The 15,255-nt window shown below is 47.5% G+C and carries 16 protein-coding genes and 1 other annotated feature; of the genes, 14 read left to right on the forward strand and 2 right to left on the reverse strand.

Going from position 1 to position 15,255, the window contains the following annotated elements; genetic code table 11:
• Positions 1-238: 238 nt before the first annotated feature.
• Positions 239-1,831, reverse strand: coding sequence for a phosphoglycerate dehydrogenase (gene serA / locus U1I11_RS08270; protein WP_322905539.1), 1,593 nt, complete (start codon positions 1,829-1,831; stop codon positions 239-241).
• Positions 1,832-2,127: 296 nt separating this feature from the next.
• Positions 2,128-2,363 (reverse strand) — a binding site (T-box leader).
• A gap of 562 nt (positions 2,364-2,925) precedes the next feature.
• On the opposite strand from serA, the gene U1I11_RS08275 reads away from it, so the two are divergent.
• Both U1I11_RS08275 and U1I11_RS08280 read left to right on the forward strand, forming a co-directional pair.
• A complete protein-coding gene (locus tag U1I11_RS08275; RefSeq protein WP_322905541.1) occupies positions 2,926-3,519 on the forward strand; it encodes a type II CAAX endopeptidase family protein in 594 nt (197 codons plus the stop codon).
• Positions 3,516-3,896, forward strand: coding sequence for a hypothetical protein (locus U1I11_RS08280; RefSeq protein WP_322905543.1), 381 nt, complete (start codon positions 3,516-3,518; stop codon positions 3,894-3,896). The genes U1I11_RS08275 and U1I11_RS08280 overlap by 4 nt, the downstream gene beginning before the upstream one ends.
• Before the next feature lie 173 nt (positions 3,897-4,069).
• On the opposite strand, the gene U1I11_RS08285 is transcribed toward U1I11_RS08280, so the two are convergent.
• Positions 4,070-5,011, reverse strand: coding sequence for a polysaccharide deacetylase family protein (locus tag U1I11_RS08285; protein ID WP_322905545.1), 942 nt, complete (start codon positions 5,009-5,011; stop codon positions 4,070-4,072).
• Between the two features lie 359 nt (positions 5,012-5,370).
• On the opposite strand from U1I11_RS08285, the gene U1I11_RS08290 reads away from it, so the two are divergent.
• From U1I11_RS08290 to mtrB, 12 genes are all read left to right on the forward strand, one after another.
• Positions 5,371-5,982: a genetic competence negative regulator gene (locus U1I11_RS08290; RefSeq protein ID WP_322905546.1), complete on the forward strand. Its 612-nt coding sequence runs from the start codon at positions 5,371-5,373 to the stop codon at positions 5,980-5,982.
• 125 nt (positions 5,983-6,107) lie between these two features.
• Positions 6,108-6,806 carry a glutamic-type intramembrane protease PrsW gene (prsW, locus tag U1I11_RS08295; RefSeq protein ID WP_322905547.1) on the forward strand — a complete coding sequence of 233 codons (699 nt, stop codon included), beginning with the start codon at positions 6,108-6,110 and terminating at the stop codon, positions 6,804-6,806.
• 306 nt (positions 6,807-7,112) lie between these two features.
• Positions 7,113-7,817 carry a (d)CMP kinase gene (cmk, locus tag U1I11_RS08300; protein ID WP_322905549.1) on the forward strand — a complete coding sequence of 235 codons (705 nt, stop codon included), beginning with the start codon at positions 7,113-7,115 and terminating at the stop codon, positions 7,815-7,817.
• Positions 7,814-8,398, forward strand: coding sequence for a lysophospholipid acyltransferase family protein (locus U1I11_RS08305; protein WP_322905551.1), 585 nt, complete (start codon positions 7,814-7,816; stop codon positions 8,396-8,398). Before cmk ends, U1I11_RS08305 begins: the two co-directional genes overlap by 4 nt.
• Positions 8,399-8,492: 94 nt before the next feature.
• Entirely contained in the window at positions 8,493-9,722 is a 1,230-nt protein-coding gene (gene rpsA / locus U1I11_RS08310) for a 30S ribosomal protein S1 (RefSeq protein WP_322905553.1), read from the forward strand.
• A 297-nt stretch (positions 9,723-10,019) separates the two neighbouring features.
• Positions 10,020-11,342 carry a ribosome biogenesis GTPase Der gene (gene der / locus U1I11_RS08315; protein WP_322905555.1) on the forward strand — a complete coding sequence of 441 codons (1,323 nt, stop codon included), beginning with the start codon at positions 10,020-10,022 and terminating at the stop codon, positions 11,340-11,342.
• A gap of 12 nt (positions 11,343-11,354) precedes the next feature.
• A complete protein-coding gene (gene plsY, locus U1I11_RS08320) occupies positions 11,355-11,978 on the forward strand; it encodes a glycerol-3-phosphate 1-O-acyltransferase PlsY (RefSeq protein WP_322905557.1) in 624 nt (207 codons plus the stop codon).
• Positions 11,971-13,014, forward strand: coding sequence for an NAD(P)H-dependent glycerol-3-phosphate dehydrogenase (locus U1I11_RS08325; protein WP_322905559.1), 1,044 nt, complete (start codon positions 11,971-11,973; stop codon positions 13,012-13,014). Before plsY ends, U1I11_RS08325 begins: the two co-directional genes overlap by 8 nt.
• 40 nt (positions 13,015-13,054) lie before the next feature.
• Complete coding sequence (locus U1I11_RS08330) at positions 13,055-13,675, forward strand: hypothetical protein (RefSeq protein ID WP_322905560.1); 621 nt, start codon at positions 13,055-13,057, stop codon at positions 13,673-13,675.
• A gap of 3 nt (positions 13,676-13,678) precedes the next feature.
• Complete coding sequence (locus U1I11_RS08335; RefSeq protein ID WP_322905562.1) at positions 13,679-14,050, forward strand: 2Fe-2S iron-sulfur cluster-binding protein; 372 nt, start codon at positions 13,679-13,681, stop codon at positions 14,048-14,050.
• A 185-nt stretch (positions 14,051-14,235) separates the two neighbouring features.
• Positions 14,236-14,508 (forward strand): HU family DNA-binding protein, encoded by a 273-nt coding sequence (locus tag U1I11_RS08340; RefSeq protein WP_322905563.1) that lies wholly within the window; start codon positions 14,236-14,238, stop codon positions 14,506-14,508.
• A 168-nt stretch (positions 14,509-14,676) separates the two neighbouring features.
• Entirely contained in the window at positions 14,677-14,910 is a 234-nt protein-coding gene (gene mtrB / locus U1I11_RS08345) for a trp RNA-binding attenuation protein MtrB (protein ID WP_322905564.1), read from the forward strand.
• Positions 14,911-15,255: the final 345 nt, after the last annotated feature.

Below are 15,255 nucleotides of genomic sequence, written 5' to 3' on the forward strand. Positions count from 1 at the left end.
ATCTCGGTCAAGGTAGTAGTGTATAACTATACCTGCTTCTGTCGCTTAGTTCGGCGAGGATTGCATTGCTTTGCTTTAGTGTCAACGATTTGTGTGATGTGACTGCCTTGTATACGGCGTAAATAAGCTAGCGTTTAAAAAGCAGCCTATCTATTGCAGATAGGCTGCTTTTGCGTAATACAATGTTGATTCCACTTATTCAAGCGGAACGTTCACTACATCACTCGTTTTTATTTTATTATGCTAGCACGACAACTTGCGCTGTTTTCAAGTTGGGCAGCTCAACGAGTGCGACCAATACTTCTTTGGGCACATCTTTATCGACGGTCAGAATCATAATCGCTTCGCCACCTGCGATTTGACGTCCTACTTGCATGGAGGCGATGTTGACGTCATTTTGTCCGAGCAATGAGCCGACATTACCGATAATACCTGGCTTATCTGTATGGGAGACGAGAATTTGGTGACCGGCTGGCAATACGTCAACCGAGTAATCGTTAATGCGTACGATCCGCTCGCCATAACCGCTTAGCAATGTGCCAGCGACTTGATGTGTGCTGTTATCCTGTGCTTTGAGCGTTACTGTAATCAAGTTCGTAAAGCCGCGTGTCGATGGCGCACTTGTAACGATCACATTCAAGTCGCGTACTTTGGCAAGATGGAGCGAGTTCACGATATTCGCTTCTGAACCGAGGTGACGGGACAAAATGCCTTTCAAAATATAACGTGTCAGCGGCTGTGTATCGACTTCAGACAATTCACCGGCATAGTCGATACGAATTTCTTGAATCGCTTGTGCCGAGATTTGTGCGGCAAAACTGCCCAGTTTCTCGCCCAAACCAAAGTACGGTTGCAGCTTGTTCATCACGCTGGCGGCAACTGGCGGCATATTGACCGCATTTTTAAACGGCTCATCACGCAAAATGTGCAGCACTTGCTCAGATACGTCGATCGCTACATTTTCCTGTGCTTCGACCGTCGATGCGCCGAGGTGAGGGGTAACGATAATGTGCGGATTGTGCAGGAATGGGTGATCTGCCTGTGGCGGTTCACTTTCAAATACGTCAAATGCTGCACCTGCTACGATACCCGCTTCGATCGCCTCCACGAGCGCCAGCTCATCGACGACCCCGCCGCGCGCGCAGTTGACGATACGCATCCCTTTTTTCATTATGGCAAATTGTGGAGTGGAGATCATATGCTTCGTTTCCGGTGTCAATGGTGTGTGTACAGTCATAAAGTCAGCATGGCGCAAAATATCATCTACACTCGCCAGCTTCACGCCTATTTTCTCCGCCCGTTCTTGCGTCAGGAACGGATCATAGCCGAGGATGTCCATGCCGAATGCTTTGGCACGCTTTGCGACTTCGCTGCCGATACGACCCATACCGAGTACGCCCAGCGTTTTGTTGCGCAGCTCGACGCCGAGGAACGATTTGCGATCCCATGTACCGCCAACCGTTTTGGCGTAAGCTTGCGGAATATGACGCGCCAGCGCCATCATCATCGCAAAGGTGTGCTCACACGTTGTGATCGTATTGCCGTCCGGTGCGTTGATGACGATAATGCCGCTTTGTGTCGCCGCTTCCAGATCGATATTGTCAACGCCTACACCGGCGCGTCCAACGACTTTAAGCTTTGTTGCCGCCTGCATAATGCGAGCGGTAACGGTCGTCTGACTGCGTACGAGCAGCGCATCATAGTCACCGATAATCGCCACCAGCTCATCTTCGCTGAGGCCTGTTTTTTTGTCCACCGCAATATCGGGTGCATCTACCAGCTGTTGAATTCCGAGATCGCTGATCGGATCGGATACGAGTACCTTAAACATATGTTTGTTCCTCCTCCAAAATGGTCGTTCCTTGTTAATGTACGTATAATTGGCGATTGTAACTTGCAGGGTAGAGCATAATTTATATAAACATCTGTCACTGTCGCCAGCGCTGACACGCAGCAGCAAATGTTAATATTAAATCGGTCTGTCTGAAGCATGGAAGATCATTGTTTGGGGCGCATTTTCTCTGTTCAATGTTTTGGTTAACTATGATTGGTTAATGGATGAACGCAGTAACGCATCGAAGCAAAATTCATACAAAAAAAGCACTCACCCGCACACTACGATCGTAGCAAAGGGACGAGAGCTATCGTGGTACCACCCTAATTCGCTGTTCTTTCACAAGAACAAGCCTTATGGTCAAGCTAAAACTTGACCGGATCGTTAACGGGATCATCCGACTGTACCTACTACGATGTTCAATACAGTGACTCCGGAGCGCTCAAAGCGACGACAGGCTTACCGGTTTGCACCAACCACCGGCTCTCTGAAAACCTGAACTGAAGCTTTTCTCCTTCATTGGCGTTCGTGTTGATTTAATTGTTTCATAATGTATCATGGGTTACATAGCATGTCAATAACGATTTTAAATTAAAAACACGAATATTAAAGTGCAGTATGCAATAAAACATACGTATTCGCTCGGTCTGACTATTATTGTAACGCAGTAGTGTGAGATAATACAATCATAACTATGCTAGATTGGAAAAATAGGCGGAACGGTGCTGCATGCTGCTGCTGATCTGGGCATAGCGAACGATTTGTAAAAAGGGGCTTCGAACATCGAGCCGATCATGCTATAATACATGCTCGGCATGCTATATTGCTGTCTAGGCATGGAATTAAACGAACAGGTACATGGCGGTAATGTAACCGCCTTATAGCAAAGCAGCGGCATGATCGACAAGCAAACGAACACGTGCATGATGGTCATCGATCCAACGTCGTGTTCATCATTCTGTGCACGAATGAAGTACATAAAGCGGTGACTGCCGGTGCGACTTCTTGCTATCTGGAGCGTATTAGAAATAGTTATTTACAGACTAAACGGTCACCTCACCGTGTGCTCCGTCATCCAAAGGATCGTGATTATGAAAAAGAAGAAGTTTCGTTCATTCAAATTACAGCGTGTGCAGCCGGGTCAACTGACGGATCGCATTTTGCTTGCTAATCTGTATTTGACGCAAGGATTGACGCTGCTTGTCGGCTGTATCTGGATTTGGCTACAGGGACGCAATCCGTTGTCATTGCTGTCTTTACCGTCAGGGATGGAGTTTGTTTGGTGGGGTCTTGGTCTTGCCGCAGCGATGTTGCTGGTCGATCTGTTTATTTCCCGCATCGTGCCGGAGAGCAGTATGGACGATGGCGGCATTAACGAGCTAATTTTCAAACATCGTCCGCTTTGGCATATTATTATTATTACGCTTATGGTTGGCATTTGTGAGGAAATATTGTTCCGCGGAGCGATTCAGTATGCGTTTGGACCATATTGGACGAGCATTTTGTTTGCAGCGATTCATTTTCGTTATTTGCGTCACTGGATTCCGACAGGCTGGGTATTCGTCAGTAGTTATGCACTTGGGTATATTTATATTGAATCCGGTACATTATGGGCACCAATTTTATGTCATTTTATGATTGACCTAATATCCGGTCTGATTATTTCGTTGCGGAGGGAAAAATGAGCGAACGTCTAAGCCGGTTGGCACGTCATGGAACACATCGGGATGAAGGTTTACTTACGAGCGGGCGCATTAAGCTGCCTGGAGGTCGTAGCAACCGCTCATCACAAACGGTAAAAAGAGCGTCATATCAACGATTACAACCAAATGGGGAAGCAACTGAACAGGAGCTGACCGAAGAAGATGGAGAAGCAGAGGGCGATCAACAATACGCGCCCCGCAGCACGATCTATCCGTCTCGCAAAATCAAGCTGGCGAAATTTTTCTACGGCTACCTGATCTTTATGTTTGTTGTGCTTACCGGCATGCTGCTGTGGTGGGGCTTTAAGCTCTCCGGCTTTACGCTGACGTGGAGCTGGTTCCAGCAGTTAATGATGTAAACGAGCGATAAACATAGCTAAAAACGCAGAGTGCGGACGATTGTCCGGCTCTGCGTTTTTCGGTTAATTGCGTAGGAATGATGTGCAAGCTTGGTCATGTGAACAAACTTTGAGCGAGCGCAATCTGTGCACATGACCATTATCGTGTCTACAATCGCTAGTAAAAACGTTCATTATTGCACTTTGTTGTCGATGGCGTTCGGATCGACGAAGCTGTAGCCTTTTTGCTCCAGCTTGGTCAGCAAACGGTCAAGCGCCTCGACCGTCCACGGCAGCTCATGCATCAAAATAATGCTGCCGGAATGAAGCTGATCCATCACGTTCGTAATGACCGCATCCGGGTCTTTTTGATTGACCCAATCGAGCGAGCCGACCGACCAGTTCATATAAAGCATATTATGCTTTTTGGCAAGCTCATGTACCGTATCATTGGTCGCTCCGTTAGGTGCACGTAAAAAGCGCGGCGATACGTCAATCGTTTGCTTGATCAATGTTTGCGTATCTTCGATCTGCTGGGTCACTTTCGCTTTTGATTCTTTTTTTAGCACGATATGATCGTATGTATGATTGCCGATCACACCGCCGCGATCATGGATAAGCTTGAGCAGCTCAGGATGACTTTTAATCCGATAGCCGTTAACGAAAAAGATCGCTTTGGCATGATGTTTGTCCAGCGTATCCATCATACTGTTAATCATATTTTTGTCTTTGGGGCCATCGTCGAAGGTGAGCAGCACGACTTTTTTCGGCGTCGCCGCAGATTCCTCGTTCGGCACGATGTTATAACTTTTGTTCATATGATACGTGTAAGCGACCTGTGCGTTGTCGGTAGTTGCGGCTGTATTTTCGCCGCCGTTGCCGGTTTGCCCGGTTGCGGATGAATCGGTTGTGCCTGTGCTATCCACGGCTGTCGTTTCGTTTCCAGTCGCCTTATCGTCAGCGGCAGGCGTGTTTGTTCCGCTCGTTTCCGTGCCTGTTGCGGCGGGGGACGAACCGCTTTCAGTTGACTGTTCAGAGGATGCTGCCGGGGCGGATGAATTTGTTGCCGGACTGCTGCATGCCGATAGCATAAGCAGCGATAGTAGCATACATGCTACCGTTTTGTTTTTCATCATATTCAGCTCTTTTCCGTTATGTATTGGGATACGTGGCGCTTGCGAGCCTGTATCGCTATGTAAATTAAACCCATAAAAGGCACAGAAAATCAACTGTTACTCTGATTTTACAGCTCACAAACGCACGGCATCCTATTAACCTTACCGCTCCCATAATGAATCATATAAACGCTAGATCATGACTGAATAATGCGTTAATTTAAGGAATTGTGTACAAGGCGTTTTATTACGTGCATTTGCGGATAATAAATGGTAACATAGTAGATATAGCATCGCTATATTTATCATCAAATGAATAGGGAAGAAATGACCGGTCATTCACTGTGGTCATAACCTATGTTTTTAAGGGGGATCCTCTCATGAAATTAGAAAGATTAAGTTCAGACAAAATACGGATTTTCCTTACGTTTGACGATCTGACTGAGCGCGGGATTCAAAAGGAAGATATGTGGCAGGAGATTCCCAAGGTGCATGACCTGTTCACTGAAATGATGGATCAAGCTTATACAGAGCTTGGCTTTGATGCTACCGGCCCACTCGCTGTAGAAGTATTTGCGCTTCCGGCACAAGGGATGGTAGTGATCGTTACGCGCGGTAAATATGATCAGCATCTGGGTACGATGAACGAAGATGATCTGGCAGATGAGATATACGAAATGGAAGTCACATTGGAGGAAACCGATTTTATCGCGTATTCCTTTAAAGATTTTGAAACGTTAATCGAAGCGGCACATACATTATCGCAAAATGTAACCGAAGCCGGTCGACTTTATCATTACAGAGACCAGTGGGTATTCACGCTTGATCCTGCGGATGTGGACATGTCCAAGCATGCCGCGTTGATCGCCGTATTGGCGGAGTTTGGTGATGCGACATCACTGACGGAAGCTGTACTGGACGAATATGGAAAAGTCGTTATGTCTGAGAACGCCATTCAGACCATTTGCGAGCATTTCAAACGCAATGACTGATTGAATACAAGGCATCCGGGTAGTCCTTCATTTTAAATAGTCTTAGTCGACCGGAAGGAGTTCCTGTTCGCATGCTACGGTTATGTCTGCCGGTCGCAGGGCTATATTAATGAGGGGGTATACGGGTGTCTTTATTTTCGGTTTTGATGGCGGCAATTGCTCCGGGCATTGCGCTATTGATCTATTTTTACCTGAAGGATAAGTATGACACCGAGCCGCTGCATTTGGTCGCCCGCTTTTTTGTATTTGGTATTGCGATCGTGTTTCCGATCATGATTATTCAGCGTGCGCTCCTGTTGGGGCTAGGTAATAATCCATATGTGGACTCGTTTATTATTTCCTCCGGGGTGGAGGAGACGATCAAATGGTTTATTTTGTATCATATTTTGTACAATCATACCGAGTTTGACGAGCCGTATGACAGTATCGTGTACGCGGTGGCGATCGGGCTCGGCTTCGCGACGCTCGAAAATGTGTTATATGCGCTGTACAATTCGATGTCGATTATGTCGCTGCTTGGACGCGGGCTATTGCCGGTATCAGGACATGCCCTATTCGGCGTCATTATGGGCTACTATATGGGCAAGGCGAAGTTTAACACTAATTCGCGCAAACGGCGCTGGGTAATTTTATTGTCGCTCGTGTTGCCGATTTTCTGGCATGGTGTATACGACTTTATTTTGAATACGGTCACGCAAAACTGGTTATGGTATATCGTGCCATTGATGCTGTTTCTCTGGTATGGCGGGATGATCAAAATCGCCCGGGCGAACAGTCGTTCACCACTGCGTTTTGTCAAACGGGAAGAAGAAATGAATACGTGATTGCGAGCAGAACGGATTTTACAGCCGGAAACGGTGTTGTGATATCCGTTTTTTTATATAATGGTTGAAAATGGCTCGATTACACAATGAAATATACCGCAATGACAGAGCCGAATTGTCAGCGGCTGATTCGTTACCGCTGTGAGCGATCGTTTTAATTTTGTAAGTAAACCGTTTGAATTGTGTAAGTAATAAGTAATGGAGACGCTTTTGCATGTTCGTATCGACTGTGTTATAATTTGCTTGACGCAGGCTTTGCCTGTTTTTTTATTGAAATGGAGTATACGGTTGAGGGGGAGTTCCCGATTGGAACGCCAGGATTTGCAAAACCACGGGAAAATCAACATTGCAATTGATGGACCCGCCGGCGCGGGGAAAAGTACAATTGCCCGTATGGTCGCTATGCGACTTGGCTACGTTTATGTAGACACAGGGGCGATGTATCGCGCTGTCACATGGCATATGCTTCAATTAAACATTGAGCCTGATGATGCCGAAAGCGTGCTTCAAGAAGCACAAAAGCTAGTAATTGAATTAATACCCGATGAAAACGGGCAAAAGGTTCTGGTGAATGAGCTCGATGTTACGGACGATATCCGCACCCTTGCGGTTAATCGTAGCGTATCGCAATATGCACAAATTGCAGGCGTTCGCTCGCAATTGTCAACCATTCAGCGCCAGATGGCTTCACGCAAAGGCGTGGTGATGGACGGACGCGATATCGGCTCTCATGTGCTTCCGGATGCCGAACTGAAAATATTTATGACGGCAACCGTTCAGGAGCGTGCAAGACGTCGTTTTGCCGAAATGGACGCTTCCGAAAGCATTACGCTAGAACAACTCGAACGAGAAATTGCCGAGCGTGATCGTCTGGATGAACAGCGGGAATTTTCGCCGCTCGTCTGTGCAGACGATGCAATCGTGCTCGACACGACAACGATGGGCATTGAAGATGTAGCAACGCGCATACTGGAGCTTGCTCATACCGCAATGGCAGGGCAAACCCGATGACATTTTATCGATTCGCTCGCGCCGTCCTTCGTCTGCTGTACAGAGCATTATTCCGAATCCGGATCAGCGGAACCGAACATATTCCTGCCGAAGGTGGAGTGTTGCTGTGCTCTAACCATATTAGCAACTTGGACCCGCCAATCGTTGGCATTTTTATTAAGCGTCCGGTTCGTTTTATGGCTAAAGAGGAATTGTTCAAGGTGCCAGTGCTGGGCCCGATTATCGACAAGCTTGGCGCTTTTCCGGTCAAGCGCGGAGGGATTAGCAAAGACTCGATCCGCATCGCGCTGACGGTGCTGCGTGAAGGCGGTATAATGGGGATTTTCCCTGAAGGTACACGCAACTCACAAAGCGCGGTTGCCAAAAAAGGTGCAGCGGTATTCGCATTGCGCAGCGATGCAGCCGTCGTTCCGGTCGCGATTATCGGACAGTATAAGCTGTTCAGTAAAATTAAGGTTGTATACGGCCCACCTGTCGATCTGACCGCTTACAAAGGCAAGGACGCAACGGGGACAGCCGAAGAAGCGACCGATAAAATTATGGCTGAGATTCGTCAGCTCATAAATCAAAATCAATTATAAGTGTTTTGAACTTGACATATTGGAGTAAGCAAACGCTCTATTCTAGGATGGACAAGTTTAAATAAATGGGATTTGAATTGAGGAGGGTATTGACATGTCGGAAGAAAACAATAACCAAGAAACTACCGAAGTGACTAACCAGGAGGCACTGGAGCAAGTGGTGTCCGTAAACAAAGGTGACACGGTTACCGGAACAATCGTCAAAATCGAAGATAATCAAGCTTATGTAAGTATTGGATATAAATATGACGGTATTATTCCAGTTCGTGAACTTTCTTCAGTACACGTAGATAACGCTGCTGAAGCGGTACAGGTTGGCCAAGAAGTAGAGTGCAAGGTTGTCAGCATCAACGACGACAAAGAAAGCCTCGTTCTGTCCAAACGTGCAATCGACAGCGAAAACGCTTGGGAAACATTGGAACAGCGTTTTGAAGCTGGCGAAGTATTCGAAGTTACCGTGTCTGACGTTGTAAAAGGCGGACTCGTAGCAGACGTTGGTGCGCGCGGATTCATTCCTGCATCGATGGTAGAGCGTCATTTTGTTGAAGACTTCAGCGATTACAAAGGCCGCACATTGCGCGTTAAAGTAAAAGAGCTGGATCGTGAAAACAACAAAGTGATCCTGTCCCAAAAAGACGTGCTGGAAGCTGAATACGAAACGAATAAACAATCCATCATGGAAAGCCTGCAAGAAGGTCAAGAGCTGACTGGTACTGTTCAGCGTCTAACTCAATTCGGCGCATTCGTTGACGTAGGCGGCGTAGACGGTCTCGTACACGTATCCGAGATCGCTTGGACGCATGTAGATAAGCCAGCTGACGTGCTGTCCGAAGGCGACGAAGTCAAAGTAAAAGTGCTGCGCGTTGATCCGGAAAAAGGCAAAATCAGCCTGAGTATCAAAGCTGCTCAACCAGGTCCGTGGGAAAGCGCTGCTGACAAATTCCATACAGGTGACGTTGTTACTGGCGAAGTAAAACGCCTCGTAACATTCGGCGCATTCGTTGAAATCGCTCCAGGTGTAGAAGGTCTGGTGCACATTTCCCAGATTTCCCACAAACACATCGGTACTCCGCAAGAAGTACTGGAAGAAGGTCAAACCGTTACAGTTAAAGTACTGGACGTCAACCCTTCCGAAAAACGTGTCAGCCTGAGCATCAAAGAAACTGAGGAAGCGCCTGCTGACGAGCCAAAAGCACCAAGAGAAAACAAATCCAAAGCTCCGAAGCAAGAAGAACTGAACAACCCTAACGTTTCCTTGAGCAACCAAGGTATGAACGTAACACTGGGCGACTTGTTCGGTGATAAACTAAGCAAATTTAAGTAAAGAGCAAGCGCTTGGCTTGCTCGCTGTGAACTGGAATGCTTCAACCGGTTTACCCATCTTTAAATGAATCACCAATACGACCCCTGCCTTGCCCCCCATGCTTACAGCATGGACACAAGCAGCAGGCTAGCAGCATAATCGGCGAATCCGAAAATGGGTTCGCCGATTATTGCTTTTATATGTACAAATATCCTCAAGTCATACGATAATCGCGATCAAACAGCATATTTGTTAGCCAACACAGGCGTTTTTTGCTATGATGGTTAACGGAAAGAACGAACAGGAGGAATCATACCTATGGCAAGACCCGTAGTGGCTATCGTTGGCCGTCCCAATGTTGGGAAATCAACGATTTTTAACCGGATGATCGGTGACCGGTTGGCAATTGTAGAGGATCGACCGGGAGTGACCCGTGATCGGATATATGGTACATCCGAATGGAACGGTAAAGCGTTCAGTGTGATCGATACCGGCGGTATCGAAGTGGACGGCGAAGATACGATGCTCAAGTCGATTCGCGTACAGGCAGAACTGGCAATTGAAGAAGCAGATGTGATCGTATTTATGTGTGATGTCAAATCCGGACTGACCCAATCGGATGAGGAAGTTGCACAAATTTTGTATCGTTCCGGCAAGCCGGTTATTGTCGCTGTCAACAAAGTGGACAATATGAACCGGATGAACGATATTTATGAGTTTTATAATGTCGGTTTTGGCGATCCGATCGGTATTTCCGGCAGTCATGGTAGCGGCATGGGCGATCTGATGGATGAGATCGTAAACAAGCTGCCTGAGCTAGAAGACGATGAGTACGATGAAGATGTGATCAAAGTCGCTTTGATTGGTCGTCCAAATGTCGGTAAATCATCGCTCGTGAATGCGATTTTGGGCGAAGAACGTGTTATTGTCAGCAATGTGGCAGGCACGACGCGTGATGCGATCGATACACCATTTGAAAAAGATGGTCAGCGTTACGTATTGATCGATACCGCAGGTATGCGTAAACGCGGTAAAGTGTATGAAAATACCGAAAAATACAGCGTGATGCGTGCGATGAAAGCGATCGAACGTGCGGATGTTGTATTGATGGTCATCAATGGCGAAGAAGGCATTATCGACCAAGATAAACATGTTGCCGGTTATGCGCATGAAGCGGGTAAAGCGGCGATCTTTGTAGTGAACAAATGGGATGTAGTCGAAAAAGATGACAAAACGATGCAACGTTTTGAAACGACGATTCGCGATCATTTCCTCTTTATGTCTTATGCACCGATCGTTTTCCTGTCCGCACTGACCAAACAGCGTATTCATAAGCTGTTGCCAGTCGTGAAGCAAGTTGCTGAGCAGCATGCACTGCGTATTCCAACGCATTTACTGAACGATGTTGTATCCGATGCGATTGCGATCAATCCACCGCCAACAGATAAAGGGAAACGTCTGCGCATTAACTATGTGACGCAAGTTGCGGTGAAGCCGCCCACGATTATCGTATTCGTCAACGAGCCGGAAATGATGCATTTTTCGTATGAGCGTTATTTAGACAATAAAATCCGTGCCGCTTTTGATTTTACGGGCACACCGATTCGCATCTTTACCCGGCGCAAATCGTCGGACGAATAAGGAGAGAAGCACGTGATCTTATCTGTGTTGGCTATCGTGATCAGTTATTTGCTCGGTTCGATCAGCTTTAGTGTTTTGATTGCTAAAGGGATTAAAGGCATCGATATTCGCGATCATGGCAGCGGTAATGCCGGCGCAACGAATACGCTGCGTGTACTAGGTAAAGGCCCGGCGATTTGCGTATTGCTGCTAGATGCGCTAAAAGGTGTTGCCGCCGTCTGGATCGGCGTAGGGTTGAATGCTTCACCGGATTACTGGGTACCGGCGCTATGTGGTCTTGCCGCCATTTTGGGGCATAACTGGCCGATTTATTTTAATTTTCGCGGTGGTAAAGGGATTGCGACGACGATTGGTGTGCTGGCTACGCTCTGTCTCGTGCCGGCGTTGCTGGCGGGTGTGTTTGCGATTTTGGCGATTGTGTTTACCCGTTATGTATCGCTCGGTTCGCTAATCTTTGTGACGTTAACACCGGTTGTGTTGCTCATTATGGGCTATACAACGCCAATTGTAGTCGCCAGCATTGTCATCTGGGCGCTGGCGGTGTGGCGTCATCGCGCGAATATCGGGCGTATTGTCAAAGGCACGGAAAGCAAACTTGGCTCCAAAGCGAGCAAGGGAGGAACTGGCGTTGTCTGATAAGGTGACTGTTCTGGTAGCTGGAAGTTGGGGAACCGCACTTGCGTGTGTGCTGGCGGATAACGGATTTCAGGTATCGCTATGGACACGTACATCCGAACAGGCGGCAGAGATCAATACGAATCATCGTAATGATCGTTATTTGCCGGATGCGGTTTTGCCGGCATCGATTACAGCGACTTCCAATTTGGAGGAAGCGATGACAGGGACGGCTGCCGTCATTATTGTGGCACCTTCCAAAGCGATGCGTGATGTATGTCAACAGTTAAAGCCATTGTATAAGCGTGATATGTTATGTGTGCATGCGACCAAAGGTTTTGAAGTCGGCACGCTCAAACGCATGTCCACAGTGATCAGCGAAGAACTGGATATGCCGGAGCAGGACGTCGTTGTACTTTCCGGTCCAAGCCATGCAGAGGAAGTCGTTAAACGTATGCCAACGACCGTTGTTGTCGCTTCTGCTAATGAAAAGGCGGCATCTGCGGCACAGACGCTGTTTATGAATGAAGAATATTTTCGGGTGTATACGAATCGGGATACGATCGGCGTGGAGCTTGCCGGTGCACTGAAAAATATTATTGCACTCGGAGCCGGGCTGGTTGACGGGCTTGGATTTGGCGACAATGCCAAAGCAGCTCTACTGACGCGTGGGCTGGCGGAGATGATTCGTGTCGGCAGTATGATGGGCGCGAACCCGTTAACCTTTTCCGGGCTGGCAGGCATTGGTGATCTGGTCGTTACGGCTACGAGCAAGCATAGCCGTAACTGGCGTGCCGGTTATATGCTCGGGCAAGGCAAATCGCTTGATGAAGTGATGAACTCGATGAATATGGTCGTGGAAGGCGTACGTAGTACGCAGGCTGCCCATGATATGTCGCGTCATTATGAGGTGCAGATGCCGATTGCAGAGCAATTGTATCGTGTACTATTTCAGCAGGCAGACCCGCGTACAGCGGTAGAAGCACTAATGGGACGCGATCCAAAAAACGAAATGGAATCGATGAAGCTTGAAACCTGGAAGCAGTGGCATTCTTAATGGAACGCTATTGTCCTGGGCTGCGGAAGGGGAGAGTACAATGACTAAGCCTGGTCATTCGCTAGCATTGCCACCGTTATTACAGGCGGCGCTGGAAAAGCTTGCCGATGTGCTAAATCCGTCTGCTCCGCACACAAACTGGTTGCTCGGCGGAAGCTGTAGCTTGCTACTGCAAGGTATCCAGCTGGAACGAGCGCCGCGTGATATCGATCTATATGCCGATATTGCGGCAATTCCGAAGCTACACAATGCTTTGGCGCAATCGTTGCATGTATTGGATCGACCTCAGCTTAATGAAACACGTATGTACCGCTCGGTGTTGAGTCACTATGAAACAGAAGCTTGTACGGTAGAACTGGTCGGTGACTTTGAAGTACGGGCACGCGAATCGTATTATCGGGTACATGTGGACAAGTTGCTATATCCGGCGTCTGTGCCTGTTGCGGTCGGTGGCGTGTCGATCCGTCTGATGCCGCTTTCGCATGAACTTATTTTCAATCTGCTGCGCGATCGTTCTGATCGCTATGAGGCGATATCCGCACATATGCGCCAGCAGCCTCATCAGCATGAAGCACTGGTGCGGCAATTGATCGATCATAACGGCTTTCATCCGCAGCTGATCCAGCGTATTTTGCGTCTGGCGGGTTTGGAACAGGGGTGAAGAATGAGTCCGATGCCAAAAGAAAATATTTTGTTTTTGCCTGCACGTAAAACGGTTTCGATTGCACGCGGTACAACCGTGCTGCAAGCCGTTCGCCTTGCAGGCTTATCGCTGCCTGTGCGCTGTGATGGTCGTGCGGCATGTCTAATGTGTAAAGTCCAGGTAGAGCAACCGCACAATGGACAGCAGGACGGTCTGTCAGAGCCTGCCGAAGTCGAGTGCCGTAAGCTCGGGATAGTGGATGAACGCACAACACGGCTTGGTTGTCAGGCACGGATTGTAGGCCCAGCAGTGATTCATTTGCCTGAAGATCGTTTAAAACAGGCGATTCGACGTCAAATGCAGCAGCAGGACGACGATTTGAGCGATTGGTAATGGAAAAAACAGCAAAATGCTTGAAATTATAGGATGGCTGTATTACTATAGTTTTGTTCTGTTTGCCGCAGTTTGTAGCAGCTTAACTATAATCGTCCAATTCGCAACGTTTACGTATATTTTCGTATTTACGAAAACCAATAGTACGTGGCAATGTTCTATTTTACTCCAGGAGGTGACACAAGATGAACAAAACGGATTTGATTACACAAGTGGTTGAAAAAACCGACTTGCCAAAGAAAGAGGCAACAAAAGCAGTTGAAGCTGTTTTTGAAGCGATCTCCACCGCACTGCAAAACGGTGATAAAGTACAACTGGTCGGCTTCGGTAACTTTGAAGTGCGCGAGCGTTCCGCCCGTAAAGGTCGCAACCCGCAAACTGGCGAAGAAATTGAAATCCCAGCAGGCAAAATCCCGGCGTTTAAGCCTGGTAAAGCTTTGAAAGATGGAATTAAATAAGCTGTACATATTCCATGTTCAGGAAAGGGACCGTGATCATAATTGTTCACGGTCTTTTTGCATCTGTTGCTGTCAGATTGTCATTTGCCGGGAACGAAACCGTTCGGTATGATAGAGAGGGAGCAACAGACGATGACCAATCCCGCCGCAGGCGGAAGGAGGAGCAGGATGGATTCGACCAACAATTACACAAATAGCGAATATGTTGTGATCAAAGCAAAAGATAACGGCGTACAGGTGATCGGTCTGACACGCGGACGCGATACCCGCTTTCATCATACGGAAAAGCTGGATAAAGGCGAAGTATTGATCGTCCAGTTTACCGAAAACACATCCGCGATCAAAATTCGCGGCGATGCTGAAGTGCAAACAAAGCACGGCGTAATTCGCACCGATGATTGATGCTGAAATACAACTATAGAGCAATTTGGGAAGGATCGAATGATTGGAGTTAGAGTGCGAATGCCAACTGTATCAGCGAGATGTAGATAGGGTTGTATCATTCGTATAGGCTGAAAAATGCATAAGACTGGTTGCCCATTACGAGCGTATGACGCAAGTTGAAATGGGGCAGCCAGTTTTTCGTTTGCGACTACGTAGTACATTGACCAAGTTAATTTAGCACCGTTTGGCATTTGCCGAAGTGCCCTGTCTTGTGTTGGCAACATATGATATAATGAACCGAATGGTTCAAATCTGAAGGTTTTACTAGCTTAAGTTTGTGAAAATAAAGACTTGCCTGGATAA

Source organism: Paenibacillus campi, from assembly GCF_034659835.1.
In the GTDB taxonomy this organism is placed as follows: Bacteria; Bacillota; Bacilli; order Paenibacillales; family Paenibacillaceae; genus Saccharibacillus; species Saccharibacillus campi.

What these genes read in the sequence shown, in the direction of transcription:
- serA (WP_322905539.1), bottom strand. Translation starts at nt 1,831, where the DNA reads ATGTTTAAGGTACTCGTATCCGATCCGATCAGCGATCTCGGAATTCAA.
- U1I11_RS08275 (WP_322905541.1), top strand. Translation starts at nt 2,926, where the DNA reads ATGAAAAAGAAGAAGTTTCGTTCATTCAAATTACAGCGTGTGCAGCCG.
- U1I11_RS08280 (WP_322905543.1), top strand. Translation starts at nt 3,516, where the DNA reads ATGAGCGAACGTCTAAGCCGGTTGGCACGTCATGGAACACATCGGGAT.
- U1I11_RS08285 (WP_322905545.1), bottom strand. Translation starts at nt 5,011, where the DNA reads ATGATGAAAAACAAAACGGTAGCATGTATGCTACTATCGCTGCTTATG.
- U1I11_RS08290 (WP_322905546.1), top strand. Translation starts at nt 5,371, where the DNA reads ATGAAATTAGAAAGATTAAGTTCAGACAAAATACGGATTTTCCTTACG.
- U1I11_RS08305 (WP_322905551.1), top strand. Translation starts at nt 7,814, where the DNA reads ATGACATTTTATCGATTCGCTCGCGCCGTCCTTCGTCTGCTGTACAGA.
- rpsA (WP_322905553.1), top strand. Translation starts at nt 8,493, where the DNA reads ATGTCGGAAGAAAACAATAACCAAGAAACTACCGAAGTGACTAACCAG.
- der (WP_322905555.1), top strand. Translation starts at nt 10,020, where the DNA reads ATGGCAAGACCCGTAGTGGCTATCGTTGGCCGTCCCAATGTTGGGAAA.
- U1I11_RS08330 (WP_322905560.1), top strand. Translation starts at nt 13,055, where the DNA reads ATGACTAAGCCTGGTCATTCGCTAGCATTGCCACCGTTATTACAGGCG.
- U1I11_RS08335 (WP_322905562.1), top strand. Translation starts at nt 13,679, where the DNA reads ATGAGTCCGATGCCAAAAGAAAATATTTTGTTTTTGCCTGCACGTAAA.
- U1I11_RS08340 (WP_322905563.1), top strand. Translation starts at nt 14,236, where the DNA reads ATGAACAAAACGGATTTGATTACACAAGTGGTTGAAAAAACCGACTTG.
- mtrB (WP_322905564.1), top strand. Translation starts at nt 14,677, where the DNA reads ATGGATTCGACCAACAATTACACAAATAGCGAATATGTTGTGATCAAA.